Source organism: Stieleria tagensis (assembly GCF_024129865.1).
GTDB lineage: Bacteria > Planctomycetota > Planctomycetia > Pirellulales > Pirellulaceae > Stieleria > Stieleria tagensis.
The window spans coordinates 42,558-65,342 of the sequence record NZ_JAMYFE010000033.1; the positions used below are offsets into that span (position 1 = coordinate 42,558).

The following is a 22,785-nucleotide window of genomic DNA, read 5'->3' on the forward strand; positions in this document are numbered from 1 at the left end:
GACCTTGGCCTAAAACGGTGTGGGAATAAAACAGGAAGGACGAGTGACGCGGCCCAGGAAATAATGCTGCGGTCCGGTCAATAATTCATTTCAGCAGGAAAGCCTGTACAAGAATAATCACTTGTACAGGCGAATTGTGGCCTAGTTCGGGGCGCCGGGCCAAAACATTGCCGGGGGAATTCCGCGTTTAGAACCCCCCGGTTCTCTCAAAATCGGTACGAATCAGTTTTCCAGCAGCGACTCCATGTCGTCAAACATGTCAGTCAAAGCACCGTCGATCGTGGCTTCGCTAACCGTTTCTTTCGAACTGTCGATCAAAAGTTCTCCAGCCGATTCAGTTTGAACCGAATCGATCTGTAGACCAGCGGTCAGCAATGCATCGGTTGAGTCGATTGTCGTCATCACAGCCGGTTCAGTGCTTTCAACCGGCGTCGGTGTCGCATTGGTCGCCGGCAAGAAGTCGGAACTGATCGCAGCGAATGACGTGGTTGTCGCGGTCAAAACGTCTCGACTGATCGATTCGCCTTCTCCGTTGGCCTGGTTGAGCGCCAAGGTGTTGATCACATCCAAGGCGTCCTTGGGTGAAACCATGCCGTTGCCGTCGACATCCAAGAAATCTGGCGGAGGGGTTCCGATCTCACCAACCGGGACTGCACCGGATGCCGGCGATCGACGTGCCAAGAAGTTCAAGACTCGCAGGGCATCGATTGGCGAAATGAAACCGTCGGCCGTCACGTCGGCTTCGAAGCCACCGATCGGGTTTTGGTACTGCGACTGGTTCAGTGTGAATTCAACTGTCGCGGTTTGGCTGAATCGCGACGTGCTGTCGACGATTCGATAGGTAAACGAATCGACTTCGCCCACCGTACCCGCATTGTTGGTGTAGATGAAGGTTCCATCTGCGTTGATCTGCAAACTGCCAAGCCGCGGTTGGGTGACCGATGCGAGGTCGATCGAAATCGTATCCCCGTCGGCGTCCGAATCGTTGCGTAACAATCCGTCAGCTGGATTCAATACTCGCAGAGCCGATCCGATCGGCACGTTGTAGCTGTCGTCGATCGCGATCGGAGTGTCTTCGACCGGATTGATCGTCAGTGTGAACGCATCACTGACACGGAAGGTTCCGTCGCTGGCTTCGATCTCGATGTCGACGACACCGAACTGATTCGGTTTCGGCGTGATTCGCATTTGATCGCCGAAGAAGTCGATCGACTGGATCAAGGGATCGTTGGCGATTTGTTCCGGAGTCGGTCGAACGATCGATCCGAGTTGCGACACGGTGTAGGTCAACGTGTCACCGTCCGGATCGCTAAAGATACTGCTCAGCTGGCGAACGATCACTTGGTCTTCGTCACCGGACAATGGATCCAGCTGGCCGATGACCTGCGGCGGATCGTTTTCGTTCACGATGCTGACCGTCACCAGTTCGGTCGTGCTCAAGTTGCTCGTGTCGGTCGCGACCACGCTCAGCGAAACGGTGCCGAAGGCGAACGCGGGCCGAGTCAACGTCAGCAAGTTGTTGGTCAAACTGACCGAGACGACCGACGGGTTGCTACTGGTCACGCTGTAGGTGATCGCATCGTTTTCCGGATCCGTGAACCAAGTGTTCAGATCGTACTGAGTCGATTGAGCATTGGGTTTACTTTCGGGCAACGTGATCTCGTCCACCGGAATGCCCTGGTTGTCCTTTTCGCCGTTGACGCCTTGGAACAGGGGCGCGTCGTTTTGGCCGCCGACGGAAATCGAAACGGTGCCAATCGATTCGGCGCCCAGGTTGTCGACGACGCGGTAGGTAAAGCTATCCGGGCCGCTGTAAAGTCCAGGTGGCGAGTAAACCAGTTGACCATTCTCCACTCGCACTTGGCCACCACGCTGCGTATTGAGCGGGAATTGGCTGAGTGGCAAATCGATGGTTTGGTTTTCCGGCGGATCGATTTCGTTCTGTGGGCCCGGACGGTCATTGTCCAGGATGCCGACCAATCCACCGCCGCCGCGAATCGCGATACTGAGGTTGGTGTCCTCCATCGCGTTGTAGAAGTCATTGCCGGCGATCGGTGGGTCGTTGACCGGATTAATCGTGATCGAAACGGTACCGGGTTTGTCAGCGGACTGGGAAATCAGATTCCCACCGGGGACATCGGCCACGATGAAGTTGAACACGTCCGGGATCGAACCGTTGTAGTCCGCCGGTGGAGTGTACTGGACCGCACGGCCATCGGGCTGGATCTCCAAGATTCCACCCAACGAGGAAACACTGTCACCCAGATTGGAGCTGAATACCGATTGGAAGACCAACAGTTGCGAGGCCTCGTTGGCCGGTCCCGGTGAATAGAACGGGTCGATCAACTCGGCTGCGGTGAAGATGATCACCTGGTCTTCGTCGATCGTTTTGCTCGTGATCACATCGGTCTGGGTCGCAAACGGTTTGTCGTTGACCGGCAAGACTTCCAGTGTGACGGTGATGGGTTGCGAATTCACCAACTGTGTCGCCGGGTCACTCTTGATGTCCGTGACGCGGGCGGTGAAATCAACGGTGCCGTTGAAATCGGTTGCCGGGCGGAAAGTGAACGTGCCGTTGGTATTCAGATCCAGTTCACCGGCCAGCGTGCCGTTGGGTGTGAATAGATCACGCACCACTGCATCGGCAGGGAAGATTTCAACCGGGTCGCCATCGGCATCCACCACACCGGCCAGCAGACCGTTATCGGTCGTGATCGTAGGCGTTAGCGAACCGTCGACGTCCAGTGCTTGCAGCACCTGTTCCTCGTTGACCGAGAAGGAGCGGTTTAGCTGTGGGGGCGTCAAGGTCGGCGGGGTGCCGTTCAACAGCAGCACTTGGTAATCCTCGACTTCACCACTGAGCGCCAGTCCGGTCGGTTCTAGATTTCCGGTTCGTGAGAATCGGAATCGAGCCGTCGTCGGTGTCGGGGCCAATGGATCGGGCGACGAGGTCGGGACGTAGGTGTCGTAGGTATACGTTTGCGTCCCATCGCCGCTGAGTGCCAGCGACGTGCGCGGGATGGCCGTCGCCCGGTCAGCGCCCGGTTCATAGAACTTGATCGCTTCATTGGCCGACCATTCGCCGTCGGCGTTGTAGTCGATCCAGCCTTGCAGGATACCGCTACCGGTGACGGTGAATTCGATCGGGGTCACGACGTGTTTGTTGAACACCCCGCCCGGGTTTTGATTGCTGGTGAAGGTGACTCCGTCTTCGTCATCACCGTTGATCACGATGCTGGTCGAGACGAATTCCACACCCGCCGGTTGAACGGGGCTTTCATCGATCGCGTCGCTGATCGCTTGCAAGATCGAATTGACATCTGTCGGGTCGGTCGGTTGGATCGCAAAGCTGTCTTCGTCGAAGCGTCCGTTGAGATCGAATTCCAGGGTCGCCGTGGTGACGCCGGTGTTGATCACAATGGTGTCACCGTCACGGGTCAACGGATCAACCGTTGCCGAGTTGACGTTGACAATCGCTTCCCCACCGGAAAACGTCACACTGAACAGAGTTCCGGTGGTGGTGACATCATTGACGGCATCGTCGCCATCGGCATCCCGCGAGGATTGGCCATTGGCGTCGACGTCAATCTGCGATCCCAGGTACAAATCGTCGACGACGACATGGCGGGGTCCGTCGTTGGCAAGCAACGTCGGGTATCGGCCGGGAATGTTGGTGACCGGATCCGGCGCGTCGCCGTAATCAAGTCCGACGGTCGGCATCAGGATCGTGAACTGCGTGCTGTTGTCGCTGCGATTGGCTTCCAAGGGGTTGCCTTGAACGTCTTGAATCGCGGGCAGGTAGAAACTGGTGATCGGGCCTTCGAACAACACACCGTTTTCAACGAACAGTGTCGCACCGCCACGGTCTTGGGCGGCCAATGAGGTGACCACACCGCCGGCATTGATGTTGACCGAGTTGATGGCTGTCAGCAACGCCTGTTTGACATCGAACGGAGAATCACCGGGCGAGATGACAACCGGGACCGCACCGCCGGGAACACCGCTGAGCAACAGCGATGGAGCGGCACTGACGTCAACCAACGTGCCGGGCTGATCGTCCAGCAGGACTTCGCCGTTAACGACGCTGGCACTCAGTTGCAGGCCACCGTTGTTGCTGTTGATGGCGGCCGCCAAACTGTTGGCCACATCGGTCGTTGTACTACCTGGCTGGAACGGCACAGGAACGTTTTGGGCGTTGACACCGCCGCCATTGTTGACCGATTCGAATTCATAACTGATCGACAGATTGCCCTGTCGAATCGTCAGGACTTCGCCGTCACTGACGATTCCTCGTTGAGTCGTCAACGTGCTGCCGGTCGTGTCGACACGGCTGTCGTCGATTTGTCCCAGTGAGATCCGGCCGTTGCTTTGATAGGTCGCCGTGACCCCCGCGGTCGAACCGTTGATTGCCGTGGTGATCGCCGCGCTGAGCATGTCAACGTCGTCGAATCGGGTGAATGGAACACGGGTTGCGGTCAAATTGTTGAGAACATTGTTCAGGTCGAATTCGAACAAGACTGCGGTGCCGGCGGGGTCCAGGATGGTGAACGTGTCGCCGTCGTCCGGTGCGGTGAACGGAACTTGCAACAAGAGCGGTCCGAAGACTTCCAATGTCGATGATCCGGTCACCGAAGGTGCACCGAGTACTTGCAGACTCGAGCCGGAAACGGTCAGTCCCAATCCGATTTCGCCGCCGACTTGAACCACTCCACCATTGATCGAATCGACGTCGTTTGGATTGACGCCGTCGATGTCACGAGCTTCGATCGCTGCGGCCAGTAGATCGGCCATTTCGTTGCCGGTGGTTTCTCGCGTGATGTTGATCGGCGCGTGATCTTGGGCGACACCATCGCCGTTGTTCGGATCGATGATCATGCCGTTGGCGTCACGTTCATCGGTGCGATTGATTTCAAACACCACGTCTGCCGAACCATCGGCCGGCGAGAACGTGATCAAATCACCGTCTTCCGGCGTGCGGCTGATTCCCACGGCACGCAGTTGGCCGCTCGGGACGCTGGCACTGCCGTCGACCGGAAGATTCAGATAAACGGTTCGTCCGACGATCGATGGGACCAGGTTCAAACTGGAGTCGACGATCGCCGTTTGGATGGCTTCGGCAACCATCTGCGCGTCCAACGGCACCGGAACGCCGCCGCCGATCGGGCTGATGTCGACAGCGACGAGGCCCGCTGCGGCCGGGGTGTTGGCGTCGGTGAATTGGAATCCCAGCGTGACGTTGCCGTCGCTGACTTGGAAGGTGTCACCGGGCAACACACCACCGACGTCGGCTCCGGCCGACGGTACTTGCAGTCCCAGGGTGCGTGCCGCGGCGATTAGGCCGCTGGTTGAGACATCGACACGAGTGTTGGCTTCGGATCCGATCACCACCGAACTGCCCACCGCTTCGACGTCGACGTCCAGGGTGGTGTTGGGATCGTCGATGACGCTTTGGATCGCCGTTTCGATATTGACGGCAATTTCGGCCAAGAACAGTGTCAGGTCGTCGCTGCCGATCGGGGTCGGGCCGGACGGCAATGTGACGGGAACACTGTTTGGCAGGGTGGTGCCGTCGGCGTCGAATTCAAACACCACGACCGGGTTCACGCCGTCGTTGATGGTGAAGATACCGCCATCGATCAGGCCGCCTTGATTGGTGCCTTCACGCGGGACTTGCAACATCAATGCTTCCGGCATTTGAAGCAGATAACCCGATTCAAATTCGAACACGACCTGCCCGCCGTTGCTGTCGGTGATCTGGATTTGATCTCCGTCGCTGACCTGCGTGCCGTTGGGAGCAATGATCACGGTGCGATCGCGATTGTTCATCTCGATGCGGTAGGCGCGATCGTTATTCCAGATTCCGGCCAATGGCGTCAGCGTGATGATGTTCTTGGTTTCATCATAGTTGAACGTGTAATCCAGGTTTTCGACCAACAGTCGATCGTCTTCGAACAGGGTGACGTTGGCACCGCTGGGACGGACACCGGGAATTTCGGAAACGACAACCGTGTTGTCATCGATACCCGAACCGGTGAAGGGGTCCGAGGCATCGCCGGAATCACGCAGTTGGATGCGGAATTCGTCGTACACGCCACCGGTCAGGGCGATGAAACTGGTGTTCGGATCTTTGTCGATACCTTCGGCGTCGTTGTCCCGAGGGGCTTCGGCGATCGCGATCGGACCGACCAGGTCGGCCAGTTCGGTGGACCCACGGTCACCAAACACGGAAGACCCTTGTCCGGTGTTTGGATACAACGGGTTGTCGGCTCGATTGACACCGGTCACGTCCCTGGTCGGTGCCAGAACATTGCTGATCGGGATGCCGACGGACTGTTTTAGACTTGCCAGAGCACTGCGCTCTCGCAGCGAGTCGATGTTGCTATCGATCACCGAGGAGAACGGTGCCGGCAAGAAGTTGTCACCGCCGGCGTTGACCAAGGTGGTCGCATTATCGGCGTTGGTGAGATTGAAGTCGTCCGTCCCGCCGTTGACGTTGCTCGGTCCCACGTTCCCGTTGGTGGTCAGGCCGACCGGCGGGTTGGGGACTTGGCTGAACAAGGTCGGGTTGGGTTGGTCGTATTGGAATACCGATCCAACCACGACGACTTCCATCGGTTTGACTTGCAGGTCGGTTCCGCCGGAACCAAATCCGCCGATGCGAGATTCGGCCACCACCACACTTTCGTGCAGGTTGATCAGCACGTTGTTCAACAACGCCGGGCTGGCACCCGAGGTGATCATCACACCGGTTTCGTTGATCAATTGATCGGTATCAAATCCGGGTTGCGGATCCAGACGCAGGCCGCCCGCGATGGCTTCCGGGCTCAATTCAATCTTGGCGATGTTTTCCAGATACACATAGTTTTCGGTCGTGCCGTTACCAGGTGTGGTGCGGCGGTCATGCCCGAACCCGATCGTATCCTGATACTGAACAATGTTCGTAAAGAAGTCTTGGTTGCTGGAGTTACCGAACCCGTCTCGGTGGGTCATCCAGACGCCATTGTCCAGTCCACGACGAGTCATGTTCATCAGACCATCGTTGTCGCCTTCGTAACCGCCCAGCGCAGTCGCTCGAACGCGGGCGATCGGCCCGGGGACTTGCGGTGAGTCGTTGTTGGGCAGCGGTGAATTGGCCAGCAACGTCATCGGCCTGTTGTTGGCACGTGGTTCGATCGCCCGACTGATCGCCCGCATGATGTCCGGCTTGAAATCGTTGTCGGCAATGGGAATGCTGACTTCGCCAGCGTTGAGTGCCGGTCCGAAACGGAAGGTCACCTGGTTGGCTAAACCATTGACAATCGATCCCGGCGGCAGATCGGTCACCTGAGTGATGGTGAACGACGTCCCCATCACATCGGACCCGATCATGCCTGTCGCACGACCGGTGTCGGCGCTGATCACGGCGGTACGCGGGGCGTAGGTTTCCATATTGATCGTGTATTGACCAATGTCCGCGACGCCATCGGGGCGACCCGAAATGGCGTTGGCGTCGAAACCGACGTTGATGTCGCCGCTGACGGCGACGTAGTAGACGCCTTTTTTGGGTGCAAAGAAGTCGACGAATCCGTCATTCGATGCCGGCGCACCGGGGACAAAAGCGACCCCCGAGTTGCCAGTCAAACTGACGTCGGTATCAGACAGATGTTTCAGTTCAACCAGACCGGAAGCCGTGGCCGCAGCGGTCAGGACCAGCCCGCCGTTGTTGGTAGAAATCGCGGTCGCAAGATTGGCGGCGATGGTCGCAGGTGAATCACCGGCCTGGAACGGGACGGCGACATTACCGGCGGCGACCCCGTTGGCACTATCAAACTCATAGGTGACAACCAATGGGGTTGCCGGATCGACGGCGTTGGGATCCTCGGTGATGACGATCAGGTTGCCGTCTGTCGGAGTTCCGTTTTGTAACGTCAGGAACGTTGACGCCAAGTCCTTTGCCGAGGTCGGGTTCAAGTAATCCGGCGCGACGCCACCGCTGCTAAGCGTAGTCAGGGTGCCGGTGCCATCGTCGAACGTTTGACGTTCACCCCGTTCATTAAAGATCTGCACCGACGTGTTGGCTTCGCCCGCTTCCGAGTCGATGTCAACGACCAAGCGATCGCCAACGTTCAAGTTGACTTGGTAGAAATCGACGTCGCCGGCCGGGCCGACCGGACCGTTGTTATCACCCAGGTTGGCGACACTGGTGTAAACGCTGTTGTGACTAGGACCGATTTTGGTGTCGATCGCTGTTGCGATCACGTCGTTGGGTTCGTCATTCGACTCGGGGAACAGAGCTTCGCGTCCGTCGGAACCATAAATCGTATTGTTGACGATCCGCGCGAATGGTTGGGCGGATTCGGCAACAGGTGCCTGTGATGCACTGAAACCGTTTTGGCCAGGTGCATAGAAGGTGATGGCAGTCACGCCCTGCAGATAAACCGCAGCACTGTCGTAGCTCATTGCGGTCTGTGCGACCGACTCGAGCGCTCGGTTGCGGCGATACGGTGATGGGCCGATGGTCGGGGTGACCAGTTCGACGATGCCGTTGGTGACCAGGATGCTGCCCTGGATGGATTGCATGATCGACGTGGCCAACTCGATCGACGAGTAAGAAATCCGATCGACCGCATTGGTTCGGTTGTACCCTGATGCGACGTCTTCGCGATAGTAGATCGGTACATGGCCGTCTTCCACGCCGTTACCGCCCTGGGTGCCGCTGCCAATCGGCGCAGGAACGCCGTCGATTTCTTCGAATTCGAAGATCACGCTGGTTCCGCCGGAATCGATTTTCATCAACCCGCCGTCACGAATCGTTCCGCCGGCCAGGTTTCCGAGTTCCGGGTCGACCACGGTGGGGTCGATCAAGTCACGGGCATCGAGCACAAACGGAGCGGTTTCGCCGTCGACTTTGATGCCGGCGAAACCGGCGTTGTCGATGGTGTTGTTGGCGATCACCACACCGGGCGCCAGACCGCCCAAGACGGAATCGTTTAGCGTCGGCAGGTTTCGTGCCGCACCGGGATAGGTGTTGCCGACCGGTGGCATTTGCAGGAACGGATGGTTCCCGTCGATCAGCGGGATAAACGAACCGAAGATTCCGCCGTTGAACTCGTTTCGAATATCTTCCGGATCAACATCGCGAATACCGGGCTCCGACCAAATTCCGATCGCCCGGACATCACTGATCTTGTTGGAGTCCAGGATCAGTTGGCCTTGCGTTCGCAAGTAGTTTGAATCGCCATAACCGTCGTGCAAGATGGCGGGCAACAGCAGGTTGCCATTGACATCCATGTTCAACGCGGTTCCGGGGGCGGGTGCTTGCGCGACCGAGGCGATCGAGTCAAAACTGCCGCGCGCACTTCCGGATAGGGACAAACGACCATCGGTCATCGGTTCGTTGTCTTGCCCGGCCGCCGAGGAGGCTTCGATGGCGATGCTGGTCTGCAGCGTGATCGCCGCGCGAATCGCTTCGGCAACTTGCGCCGGGGTGTCGGTCAGACTGAACAAGACCGGCGTGTTTCCAAACGCCACCGAACCGGGTGTGGTCGTGAATTCGAATGTCTGGTTCGATCCGCCGTCACCGATGACAAACGTGTCGCCGTCGGTCAGCTGGCTTCCTTCGGGAGCAACAATGGTGATCGCTTGAGTGTGTCGATCGTTCGTGTCAAAGTCGCTGACCAGATCCAGTCCGAACGTGGTTGTCGACGCGTACTCGGTGGCCGGGCGAGCTTCCAATTGGTATTCGCCGCTGCCACCACTTCCAAATCCGACGAATCCGTCTTCACCCGCTGGAGCATTGAAGACGGTTTCACCCCGTTCGGCAAACCCGATGATGAAGTCGTCCAGGAACAGACCTTCATCGGTTGCGCTGGCGCCGGGGGTCGGTGTGTAAGTGAACTCGAGTTGAATTCCGGTGTGTCCGGCGAAATCACCCAAGTCTTCTTTCAGCTGGTGCCAGCGGTTGTCCGCATTGAAATCGATATTGGATGCAATCTCGCGACCGGCCGGATCTTCGTTACTGAACACCCGCACGCTGACGTCATCCGAAGTGCCGTTGGCAAAATCGAAGAACGGATCGTATCGATAGTTGAAGTAGAACCGTGGCAGGTCTTCAGCGACGTAGCCGGTCAGGTCAAACGCTTCACTGGTGATTGTCGCCGGTGTGGTGTTATTGATCCGGTCGTAATTCAGGGTGGTGTTCCCAGAGGTCGCCGGTGGGATGGCATGGTTTTCGACCGAGACATGCAGTCGATAATTCAACGGGCCACCGAGCGGATCGGTATTCGCCGTGGTGATTGCACCGTTGTTGATGGTGACACCCACCTGTGACTGGGCAACCGCAACGACGTACACGCCGGCGTCCAAAACCAAATCCGTGAATGGATCGAACGTACTGTTACTGCCGGCACGCCCGTCAAGCGTCAACGAGGAAAGTTCGGTGTTGCCGACACGGACATAGGTGCCTGTTCCGGGAACTTCTTGGAACAGGTGCAGCGTCGTATCGATGCTGGTCGGATCGGGAACGAAATTGATGATTTCTGAATCCGGATCCAAGATCTGTGTGATGTTGTGACCGTCGTCGATATCCAGAATCACACGGGATCCGTCGGTGTCGACGGTGAATTCGAACAGGTCCGACCGGTCGCTGCCCAGGCTGCCTTGGATCGACACGTGCGGCAGTGTGGTCGAAGTGTTTTCGCTATCAAAACCACCGGTTTGAATATTGAAACCGTAGGCGCCACCGATCTCCGCGCTGTCGACCAAGTTCCAATTCAACCCATCCAGATTCGGTGCCCGGAACGCGCCAGCGGCTGTCCCCGGTGCGTCACCGCCGCCGGTGGCAACCGTTTCTGGAAGCACTTGGTTGAAATTAACGACCGGGCCGTTGCTGCCATCGAAGTGGGCCGGTTTCCCGTGTCCGTTCAGGAAATCCCCCAGCAGATCGAAGCCACTGGCGTTGATTGCGGCTGTGGTAAACAGTTGGGCCAAGGAGGGGCCGTTGGCGGTACTGGGGGGTTCGCCGATATCAAACCGTTGCTCGGCGATGCGGCGAACCGAATTGACCGGCTCGACACGAACCAGCGACGAACTTGTCAGCGCGGCGGGTTCCATGCCCGCGGCGGTGACCCCGACGTAGTAGGTGCCTTCGGGCAACGTGACCGGGCCGATCAAGGGGTCGCCGGTGGCGATCGAGCCGCGCGAAAGTTTTTCCGATCCGTCGTTTTCGCCGTTGGGGCTGGTCAGGTCGTCCAGGATGTTGCTGTCGGTTCCGAACAAGATCAATCGTGGCAGTTCGTTGTCATTGAACTCGCCATCGGGATCGTAATAAACGCTGATGTTGGTGTTTGGACGATTGAATCCATCGGCGTAATCGATATCAAAAATGGTCGATCGAATCCCGTTGGTGACGTCGTCATTGAGGACATCCATTTGATAGAAATCGACGTCCGACGATGTGCCCAATTCACCTGCCACACTGATCACGTTGCCGCGATTGCCGACCAGGTTGCCCAGGTACTGTGCGCGTTGTTGCGGGGCTTCGGTGCTGGCGGTTCCGAATCCAAATTCAATGTCACGGATGATTTGGTCGTTGTCCGCGGCTTCACCCGCTGCGGCTTCGTTTTCGGCGGCTTCACCCAACAACGGCGACGTGCCCAGCAAACCTTGGACGTGAATCCCGTGGTTGGCATATCGGATGTCCGAATAGCGAATCACGCTGCCGGCAAACTCTTGGTCTTCCGTCAATCGGACTTGGAAGCGGTATCCGCCTCGGGTCAGTCCGCCGCCACTATCGTCGGGATTGATCGACGCACTGCGGACGCGGAAGAAATAGGTGCTGCGGGAGTTCGGATCGGCGGCATTGCCGGTCAATGTAAAGTGGATTCCGGCGTCACGAGGATTGGTCGTGTCGTGGTCTTCATAGACACCGCCCACACCAAATTCACTGTATTGCGGGTCACGCGCTAGAAGCGACGTGGTGGTGCCATCCAAACGCGGATCGAAAACTTCAACGGTTGATCCGTCGGCGATCTCATCCCCACTGTTGTCACTGCGGGCGAGCACGTTGCCGTTGGCATCGAGCAATTCGATCACGGTGTCCAACGTGAAACTGGTCTTGTCGACGTCGACCCAGATTTCGGTGCCGGGGCTGCCGATGAAGCTATAGGTGTCAACGTCGTCGTTGTTGCTGAGGAAGCCTTCGACTTCAAAACCCAATCGCAACACTTCGTCGCTGGCGGTCAACTTGCTCGCCAATTGGCCCAGTACTTGGGCGTTGTCGACACTGTCGTTCAATCCCGGCGCGACTTCGGTGGACAGTTCCTGTTCGGGGATCACATCGACGTTGCGGTCACTGCTGTACTGATCCAGCAGGATGCTGCGCCAGTCGTTGGGCTCTGGACGGGAGTTGGTTTTGTCGCCGTTGGAGTCCGTGAACTGGGTCCCGCGAGGCGTCAGGCCGGCGCCCACCGAGTCATCGCGGAAACTGGTCAACACGACCGGTGCATCGGGCAAGCCCAGGATCGAGATGCTTCCGCCGATACGATCGATCGCATCGTTGGGGGTTCCCGAGGCGGTCAATCCGGTTCCGATGGTGTCGCTGTTGGGCGTTCCTTGGCCGCTGCTGAGTCCGTTGACTTGGAAGGAATCTTGGTCACCCAATTTCACCACCAAGCTTTCATCGGGACGGCTGCGCAGTTTCAGCCCGCCGCCGGAATGAACGTTGTCAACGATGATCGTGTCAAACACCAGGTGCACGATGTCGGTGTCGTCCCAAACACTTTCGGTTGCCAGAGTTCCGCCACGAATTTCCATACCGGTGATCTGGTCCAGACCCGGTAAATCGTTGTCGTCGTAGCGGTTGAAACGGACCATCGGTCCGAAGTTGTCATCCAATTCGCTGAAGCGATCCACCGATCCGGTTTGACGACCGATGTCGATCACCCGATCGGCAGTCAGCGAATCCGAATCGATGTCAATCAGAGAGCCATCGTTGTCGACAAAGGTATTGCCGACGATGATCGGCTGGCTGCCGCGGACAAAGATCGTCGATGGGGCTGCCGAGAGACGTCCGAACCGTCCAGCTGGGCCGGCACCGTCTTGTCCGCTGTCATTGAATTCGAATCGCGAGTTGGTGATTCGTCCGTCGGCCTGTTGCAGTTGCAACGGCACAAATCCGCGTGTTTCACCGCCTTCGATCAAGCTGATGCCACCGGCGTAAGCGACCACACTGTTGTCGATGCTGATCGACGACGTGGGGCCGGCGTAAATGCCAGCCCAGTCACCATGCGCGGCGACTTGGGCGATCGGCGAACCATCGTCGTTGTTGGTGTCAAACGTGCCGCCGGCACCAAACCGGTCGTCACGAATGCTGGTCATCACGATCGGGTTGCTGCCATCGCCTTCGGCCAGCATGACCGATCCCGGTTGCAGTTCGATTCGCGAACCACTTAGCTTCATCACGATGCCTGGATCGAGCACCAGTGAGGCGTCGAGTCGGCCGCGAATGCCTTGACGTGTCAGATCCAATGCGACCTGGCCGGCCGCGGTGGGATCCAAGGCCAAATTGTCGACGAACGAAGCACTGCTGGCATCCAGATCGGCGACCAAGCGGAATTCTGGCGTGGCCGACGCTTCGGCGCGATACAGTCGTCGCGAAACATAATCGGTTCCCGAGCTGACCAATGGCAATGCGGTCAATTCGACGCTGCTGTTGTCGCTGCCGACGGTGAACGCGAATTGGTCCAGGCTGGCGAGCGATTCAAACCCGTCGCCGTCGACAAACGTCATTTTGTAGACGTAGGAGCCGGCTTCCAGGGATCCACCGGGCAATTCACGCGCCGAAACCAGTGACAAACTGGGCGCAAAACCATCTTGGACGGACCCACCAGGTTTGCTGGCGACGACCAGGTTTTCTGGTAAGACGTGGACAATGTCGATGTCGTCAAAGCGTCCCGAAACCGTCAGTTCACGAGGGACTTGGGTGGCCGTGGTGGGCACTCGAATGAACAGGCCATTGACGGTGTTCTGGGCCAGCGTGTTGTTGCTGATTTCCGGACCGACACGATCATAGTCGGCGGTGAATTCACCGGCCTGTTGATAGCGGGGGGCTTGGAACGAGGTTTCGGCGAAACTGTCCGGTGAAGCGCTGATCGCCGAATCGGCACTGCGTGTGATCTCGTTGAACGTGATCGTCGGCCGCAGGTTAATGATCAAAATCGGGTTGACCAATTGTTGGACCGAATCGATCAATACATTGCTGCTACCGCCGTAGCGCAATTCAGCATGGTTGATTCGTTGCAGGAAGATGCCTTCGTCTTCCAAGTCGCGACGGCCTTCGAATTGATCCAAATCGCGGCGATAGATGATGCCGCCCCAGTCACCGGCCTGTGCGGCAGGACTGTTGCCGGCCGCCGCGGCGTCGGCAGCGCGGTCGCGGATGCTGGTGATGATCACGCTGCCGTCATCGTAACCATTGATCCCGGCATCCTCGTCACCAATCAAGGTGGTCACAATCGGATCACCCGAGGCGCTCAGTTCCACCAACCGCGGCGTCCCCAGGATTTGCAACGCGCTGTTGCTGCGATCGATCTGCAGCGTGCTACTGCCGACGTTGATATACGAGCCGCGCAGTTTGAGCACCGCACCGGCATCGACCATTGTCGTCACGCCGCGCGGAACGTTCATCGTGCGACCGTCTTCCAGCGCGTTTCCGCCGACGTCACTGATGCCGATTTTGTAGCTGAAATTGTCCAGTTCGGTGGAAAGATCACCGTCCACACCGCCGTTGCCGACGATCCGGACGATGTCACCGTCGATTGCGGAACCGAACGCGTTGGCCACATTCGGGTTGGCAATGTTGTTGAACGGGTGTGCCAAGCTGCCGTCGGCGTTTGGTCCGGCGGTCTTGTCGACAAAGATGTTGCGTCCGATCGCATCGGCGGCGCGGAAGTTGAGCGACAGATCGATGCTGCGCTCGCCGACAAATTCCAATCCGGTTCCGACGCGGGTGACCGACACACCGGTTTCGCCCTGACGCAGGTTGATCTCGGCCGCCAGTGCGGCGGCCAGGTTACCGGCTGGCGTCGGGAATCCGTTGCTGCCGTCGCTAAAGAAGACCGGCACGTTTCCGGGCACCGGTGACTGACCGGTGGGAACGAATTCATAGGTGCGGACGACACCGCTGCCTGAGACGACCGTGATCTTCTGTCCCGGGACGACCGCTTCGCCGTCATCGGTGAAGTTCAGGATTCGGTTTTCCGGACGTGTTTGGAACCAGAAATTGTTGACTCCGCCCGGGGCGCCGTCACCATCACCGTCCAGTCGAGTACCGGGCACACCGACTCGATCGCTATCCAAATCTCGAATCACATCGACTTCGTCGACCTGGGGTTCGAATTTGAAGTGCACGTCATAGGCACCCTGGGTCAGACCCCCAAATCCGCTGCCTGGAATCGTCGGGTCGTAGCTTTCATTGCCACTTGCCGACACGCCCACATAGTAGACGCCTTCGCCCAGTGAGGCGACGATCCGCGAATCTTCGCTGAAGTAGTCGTCGTTCTTCGACAGTTCAACCAGTCCACCGTCTTCCAACACGACCGGCAGCGGTGCTGCGGTTTGTCCACTGATATCCGCTTGTGGATCACCCAGTGTGACCGCGGCGCGCAGGATCGAACTGGCAAAGGGATCATTGTTGACTGCATCGACGACCTGTTGCGCCGTCAGGCCGGGAACGTTGCGTCCGGCTCGCGGCAGATCCAGCAGCACTGCGTTGGGGATCGGATTGCCGGCGTCATCAAAGACTCGAATCACTTTGACCTGGGCGTCGCCGGCGGCGCGGTCGGATTGAATGAATCGAACCGTGGTCCCGTTGCCGGCAAGCCCCGGGGTGACCGCTTGAAAGGTCACACCCAGTGCCGATCCGAAACCGAGATCAGAGATGCTCGACGCACGGACTTCTTGGAACAACGACAGCGCGGTGTCCAACAAGCTGCTGTCGGCCAATCGCTCGGCAAAGGTCTCGACCGTCAGCGTCCCAATTTTATCGTCGTCACCCAAGTTGACTTCGAAGCGATACATGTCGATATCGATGCTGTCCGGGCGATGGACATATTGCCCGTGCAAGACATCTTCGTTGCCAGGAAACACCGGCTCCAAATCGACTTGGGAAATCGCAGTGTCGATGCTTTGGTTCAGGAACGTCGGGTCGAGCGCCATCACTGTCTGTGGCGCCAGATCGGGAGCTTGTTCCAGTCCCAGCAAGAATCCCACGCCGGCGGCGGCTTTGCGAGTGAAGTCTTCGCCGTAAGCCAAATCGAACGACGCTTGGTTGCTGAAAACGATCGCCGAATCGGTGAACGTCGGATCGATCCGTAGCGATGCCTGAAGGGCTTGGCTGACCGATTGGCCGACAAACTGGCCGGGGCCGACCAACGTGGTGCCGGCAACCGGTTGCAAGTTGGCCGTATCACCAACGGCAAACGTGATGCCCTCATTCATGGTCTCGGTGAATTGCACACCGATGTTCGCCGACCACAGATTCAATACTTCACGGATGCGAGTCTTCTGGGTGGCACTGATTTGGTTCAAATAGTCGGTTGTTCCGACACTGTCGAAGATCCCTTGGAAGTTGTACGAGATCTCGGTGATGCCATCGGTGGCATCGGCGCCAAATGCAGGGTTGATGTGGCGACGCAATTCACCGGCACTGCCGGCCAGGTCACGGTGACCGGCGTCATCGTTGCCGCCACCGAGTTCGATATCGAACGGTTGCGGGTCGATCGACTCGCTGACCACGACGCTGGTGATGGAATCATTTTGTCCGAACACCCCGACATCGAGTGACGTTGTCAACGTGTCGCCGGCTGCCTGCAAGGATAGGGGCGGTGCGCCGATGACACTGGTCGGCACGACCAACGTTCCGCCTTGGCTGGAATCGCCGTTACGCTCGGAGCGCATCGTCATCACGGCGCTGACCGCGGGCGTCGAGACGACGATGTTTTTCAGATCGTCGACGGTGGGGCTGGTGCCGCCAAAATCAAACACGATGTTGTCGTCGGCATCCAGACGAACCGATAAACCGCCGGCAGCGGTGTTTTCGAATCGCACCGTTTTACCGCTGGCCGCTTCGCCGACTTGGCGCAGCGCAAACGTCACCCGCAATCCATCGTATTGGAAATCGGTGACCGCGGTCGGCTGTGCCGCCAATTGCTGGGGCGGCAAGATCAGGTCGACTCGGTCATCCACCGCGGTGCCGACTCGCAACCGCCAGGTACCGCCTTCCATCGGCACGCCGGGCAGGTCATTGATGTCGTCACTAAAGATCAATCGTGCGGTGTTGGTCGCATCGTCGTAGACGACCTGGTCGGGATTGAACAACAGGTCGTCTGTCGTGCGAACCGTTTCATTGGTCAATAACAGTTGGTAGAAACGCGGGTTTTCTGCCGATCGTGTCGTCGGATTTCCGGCGTCATCGTTTTCGACAAACAACGGATCTTCATTGAAGTAGACGACCACTTCATTGCGGTTTTGCGTCAGGCTGCCGTCGGCGTTGCGAATCACCGGTTGTGGAACCACCGATTCAACCAACGCCCCCAGGCTGAGTTTGAAATCGATGATCTCGCTACGCTCATTCGGATCGCTCGGAATGAACAGTTCGTTGTTGGTGTTGCGCAGCCCCGTAATGCCCAACCCCGTGTCGTCAAATCCGAACACTTCGATGCGGTACTGGTCGTCCGGCAGTGCTTCGGCAAAACGAACCACCACTTCGTTTTGGTTCGGGTCGCCGAGGGTGACTAATCCGGGCGTGACCGCCACGTCGTCACTGGTCCCCAACTGACCGTCTTCTCCGGCGCGAGAGATCTGGATCCCGTCAAACGTTTGCGCGTCCAAGACCTGAGCGTCATCGAAACCGAACGTCAGCACACGCGGCGAGGAATCGCGCACGGAGCCTTCGGTGATCAACGCGCCTTCGTTCGGCTGGATCCCAATCAATTGAGGTCCGGCCAGCAGGTGTCGCTGCTCGAGAGTCTGGAACAATTGTCGCCGGCGTAAATCACGAGCCTTGCGCTCCCGTCGCTTTCCGCGTCCGGATGATGCGGTGGGAGCGGCATTGGATTCACTGATGTTTGACTCGGTGACGTCCTGCGAAACTTTATTGGACGTCGAGTTCTTTCGCTCACGCGAAGTCATAGACCAGACCTTCATGGGGGCCAAATTATCACCGCCAGCTTTCACTGGTGACGCAATTTGGCCGGTGGGGGTGGACAATCGTGTTGTGGGGCGGGCGGTTCGGATTTCCTAAAAACGCCCGAAAAACAAGGCAAAATGACAAGTCGTGCCGCGGCCGGGGGGACAGCCGAGAAACGAGTGCCGAGTATAGTTCGCCCGGGAAAACCCGCAAACAAATGCGAGATTTCCCGACCAGCGTCCTCTCTATTCGGCCTTTTGGGAAGCCGAGCAAAATGACACCTACACTCCGTTGAATCCTTCTGACACCAGCCCTAAGGGGGTGGTGCCATCACGCCAGTGTGAGTGAACCGGTGGGTTTGTACACACTTTAGCGTCGACGTTGGACGACCAAACGCCTTCGAAGTTCCTCAGAATCATGGCAGCAAATCGCTAGTCGTTGGCAAAAATCCGACAGACCTCCGACTCGAATTTGACGGAGCTTTCTCTGGCGGAGCCTTTCCAACACTAAATAGATGCGCCACCAACAGAGATTCGGGCAGGCCTGGCGGTCCGTGAACGGCCAGATAGTTGTACCGGTCGATAGGTGAACACGGTCCCGAAATATGAATCGATTGTGTCGCTCACTCCGCCATAGGGGCGCCCCGCTGTGTAACCGGCATGATTTAACAGTTTTGGGATTTGCAACAAAATTTCTTGACCCTGCCAGCGGGGATTGCGTACCCTACATCCAGTCCAAGCCTCGCGCGGCGCGCGAAAGCAGTACGGTTGGACGCATTCCGATCAAACGGCTCTATCTCGAGGCCAGCATGAGCAACGATTCGCACAACGATTTGCACGGTGTTTCGAGCCCCATCCAGTCGTTAACCGCTACGGTGCGACGCCGTCTTTGGCTGGCGTCAATGGTCGATGGCCTGACATCGGGATTGATGATTGCCGCCGGGATTGCGTTGCTGTTCGCATTGGTTCGGCCGGTTGTGGCCCCTGGAGCCCATTGGGGATGGGCGATTGCGTTGATCGCGGCCGGGGGAATCGTCGGCTGGATGGTCGGCGCCGCACGCCGCCGCAGCGAACATGCTGCTGCGCGACTGATCGATGAGCACTACGACCTAAAAGACCGTTCGATCACGACCTTGCAATTTGCTTCGACATCGAAAATGGACTCCGTTTCTGATCAAACCGCCAAACGGTTGCAGGTCGAAGAAGCCGCACAACACTTGAAGTCAGTCGATCCCTCAAAATGCGTTCCCATTGAACCCTGGAATCGATCCCTCCGCTGGGCCGCTGGATTGGCAGCCGCGATGTTGGTCGTGTTGGGGTTGACCCGTGGTGGCGTTCCCGTCGTCGTCGCTAACCCGATGATCGCGTTGGCATCTGAACAAGCCCAGACGCTCAGCGAAACCATGCTGCCCGACTTGGAGGAACTGGCGAAGGAAACCGATGATCCAGAAATCGAAAAACTGATCGAAGAACTGAAAGAGGATCTCGAGGAACTTAAATCCGAATCGATCGATGAAGCCGACATGATGGCCAAGTTGTCGGAGATGGAACAATCGCTCGCGGAAGCACGCGACGCGATGCAGCTGGAGATGACCGATGCCGCGATGCAAGCGTTGGCTGCCGCGATCAAGCCGTCGGATCAAATGCAACAAGCTGCCAAAGCCATGGAGTCAAAGGATTACGAAAAGGCCAGTGACGAACTGGAGTCGGTCGATCCCTCCAAGATTGGTGACAAGCAACGTCGCGCCGTAGCCGACAACCTAAAGAAAATGGTCGCCAAGCTTAGCCCCGGTCAAAACGGTCAGCTGAGCGAATCGATTTCGCAGTTGGCCGAAGGACTGAGTTCCAAAAACATGTCGGAGTGCAAGAAGTGCCTTTCGAAATTGGCCGGACAATGCAAGAAACAGGGCCAGTGCAAGAAGATTGGTCAGTGCATGTCTTGCCAGTTGAACCGCCTGTCACAATGCAAAAGCCAGTGTCGCGGTGCCTGTCAGTCGAACATCGCTAAGAAATCGAACAGCCCCAGCACCAAAGCCGGGATTGCTGCCAGTGGCCAACCGCTTGGTGACAAGGCCACTAAACTGGATAGCGGCCGTAAAGAAGAGCAACTGACCGGCGTTCAAGGCGAAGGCCCCAGCGAGACCGAAATCTTGCAATCACCCGAAGGCGAGCAGCAAGCCGCACGCGCCTTTGCCGGCAAGTACGACGAATTCCGACGTCAGGCCGAAGCCGTCTTGGACTCCGAGCCGCTGCCGATGGGTGTTCGTGAAACGGTTCGGACCTATTTCGAATCGATTCGTCCCGACAGCGAAAGCGATGCCGTAGCCGAGACCGTTCCGGCCGAATAGGGGCTAGTTTGTCTTCCGCGTTTGCGGGACCACGACGATCAATCTGGCGACTTGGTTCACCGTCGCCACCCGTCCAAAATCGATCGCCTCGGACACTTCTTTGGGGTCGCGATCGGTTTGCACAATGAAGTGAGACTGCATCGCCAAACGCTGTTGGGTTTCACAGTCTGGGTTTCCTAGCTTTGCCAAGAATCGATCACGCAGTTCGTCGATCGCAGTGTCGGGCGGATGCATGAAAATCACTCGGATCTCACCCGGCTGCATCGGCCGCAACTGCTGTTCGTCAAGCTTCGGTGGCGGCTGGCCCACTGCCGATCGATTTTCAGGGCGTGGGCCGAAGGCGCGTTGCCGAGGATTTTGCGGTGGTGACCACGAATCTCGCTCCATGCGGGCAACCGCCTCGGCATGTCGACGCTCGAAATCTTGTGTGTGCTGACTCTTGAACGACCCGTTCAATAGCAGGATGATCGCCAACAAAGTGAGTTGTGCCAGGTAACCGCTGGCCATGACGCGAACGATCCCAAACAGTTTCCAAAGCAGAAAGACGGCAGCACAGACCACTAGGAACGTCGCCAGTGAAGCGGCAAAGGAACCAAGATTCGAGAGGTCAAGGAAGCCGGAAAAATCCAGGTTCTCGTTGGTTCGGCTCTTTCTCATGATCCGTGACGTCGCCTTTGCAGCAACCGCCAGAATCACCAACAACACTCCGCCCACACCGGCACCGGCCAACTTGCCGCCGATTGCTCCGATCACCTTGGCGACTCGGTCCATCAAATGAAACCGCGGCAGGAACAGCGCTCCCAAAATCAATGCGCCAAGCGGGACTTCGAACAGGGCAAACATTCGCCAAGGGCTACTGAACAGAGCCATCACCAGCACAATCACATTCAAGCCAATCACCGCCGTGGCCATTCGATGACCGTTGATCCAACTCAATAGGCGACCGGTGAAGTGGGTGGCGCTAGAGCTTCTAGCCGCAGGGTTCGGGCGAGCAGCATGAGGCGAAAGCGGGCTGCCCATCGCCGGGGGCGGCGCACCCAAATCCAATTGGCCCAAATCAATTCCAGCCGAGGCAGGTTGAGGTGCAACCGGCGCGACTTTGGGGCGTGTGGCGGGCTGGGGCGTGGTTGATCGGGGCGGCGTTGGCTGTGGACTCGGCTGTGGACTCGGCCGGGCCGTCGATGCAGCTGGACTTGCCGGCAGTCGGACTTGGGTGTTGCATTTTGGGCAACGGATGAGGGCGGGTTTCGCCAACAGTTTGACAGACATCCGCGTGCTGCAACCGGGACAGTCGACGATTTTAGAAGCCCCTGACGGCGCGGGCTTGCGTTCTCTGGGCGCTGCCGCAGCGGGTGGATTTTTGGGAGTCGGTACGACTGACAGGGACTGGCATTTTGGGCAGCGAACCTGTTTACCCGCTGCCGCAGGATCCGCAGCAAGCGTTTGCCCACACTGACCGCACGAAAAATTCAGTCGGTTGCTCACCGGACGCCTGCCCTTTGCGCACGCAGCGCAGCATGAAAAAAAGAATAGCCGGCAGCAACAGCCGAAATGCTGGCGATACTCGTCATTATAAACGCAGCGCTACCATCGATGTTCTCGACTGATTCTCCAAACTGATCGATGGAGGCACAGGCGGCGCCGTGGCCTTTCGCATGATGCGAGCAACGCATCGCTTGGGCCGGTGGTGTATCTTCATCACACGCAACGAAGGCAACATTCAGCCAGATGGCACAATCGTTGAAATGAACGAGTCTGGTTTCATGACCGAGGACCGTTTCGTATGGTCCGGCCAAGAGTTGTGTCCACTGATCTGCGAGTTGGAAACCAAAACGGCGTCCGTGGCCTGACGACTATGGCAGTCGATTTACCAGCCTGCGGTCTGGTCGGATAAATCCTCCACACCAACGAAGCATCCGAAACGAGGGTTGGATCTTTGATCCAGACCGATGGTCCCTCATCAATCGGCTTCGTTTGGATCAGTTGGCGGGATTTGGTTCGGCGTGAAGATCAGCGATGTCTGTCGTGGTATGCGGAGCAGGTGGAAGGTGCAACGGAATCATCGCCCGCCGCAGCATCTCTTTTGTTGCGGTTGTCTTTTGCGGGAATGACATCACAGCGATCCTTTGCGATAGAATCATTCTGACGCGGATCGCTTCCGGGCCAACCCGATCCACATGATGGTCGACAAAGTTCAACGCCCGATCTATCCGTGCACCTCCGGTACCCGGATAGATTGCATTTCGTTCTGGCATTGACTTTTCGGCGCCGA

Annotated in this window: 4 protein-coding genes; 1 reads left to right on the forward strand and 3 read right to left on the reverse strand. The window is 57.9% G+C overall.

All coding sequences use genetic code 11. From position 1 onward, the window contains the following. Positions 1-222: 222 nt before the first annotated feature. Complete coding sequence (locus NHH03_RS06710; protein ID WP_253154991.1) at positions 223-18,168, reverse strand: tandem-95 repeat protein; 17,946 nt, start codon at positions 18,166-18,168, stop codon at positions 223-225. A gap of 806 nt (positions 18,169-18,974) precedes the next feature. Between NHH03_RS06710 and NHH03_RS06715 the strand changes: the two genes are divergently transcribed. Next, positions 18,975-20,513 carry a hypothetical protein gene (locus NHH03_RS06715; protein WP_253154992.1) on the forward strand — a complete coding sequence of 513 codons (1,539 nt, stop codon included), beginning with the start codon at positions 18,975-18,977 and terminating at the stop codon, positions 20,511-20,513. 3 nt (positions 20,514-20,516) lie between these two features. Here the strand turns inward: NHH03_RS06715 and NHH03_RS06720 are convergent, their stop codons facing one another. Together NHH03_RS06720 and NHH03_RS06725 are read right to left on the reverse strand one after the other, a co-directional pair. After that, positions 20,517-21,782, reverse strand: coding sequence for a hypothetical protein (locus NHH03_RS06720; protein WP_253154993.1), 1,266 nt, complete (start codon positions 21,780-21,782; stop codon positions 20,517-20,519). A 212-nt stretch (positions 21,783-21,994) separates the two neighbouring features. Further along, positions 21,995-22,309, reverse strand: coding sequence for a hypothetical protein (locus NHH03_RS06725; protein ID WP_253154994.1), 315 nt, complete (start codon positions 22,307-22,309; stop codon positions 21,995-21,997). Positions 22,310-22,785 lie beyond the last annotated feature (476 nt).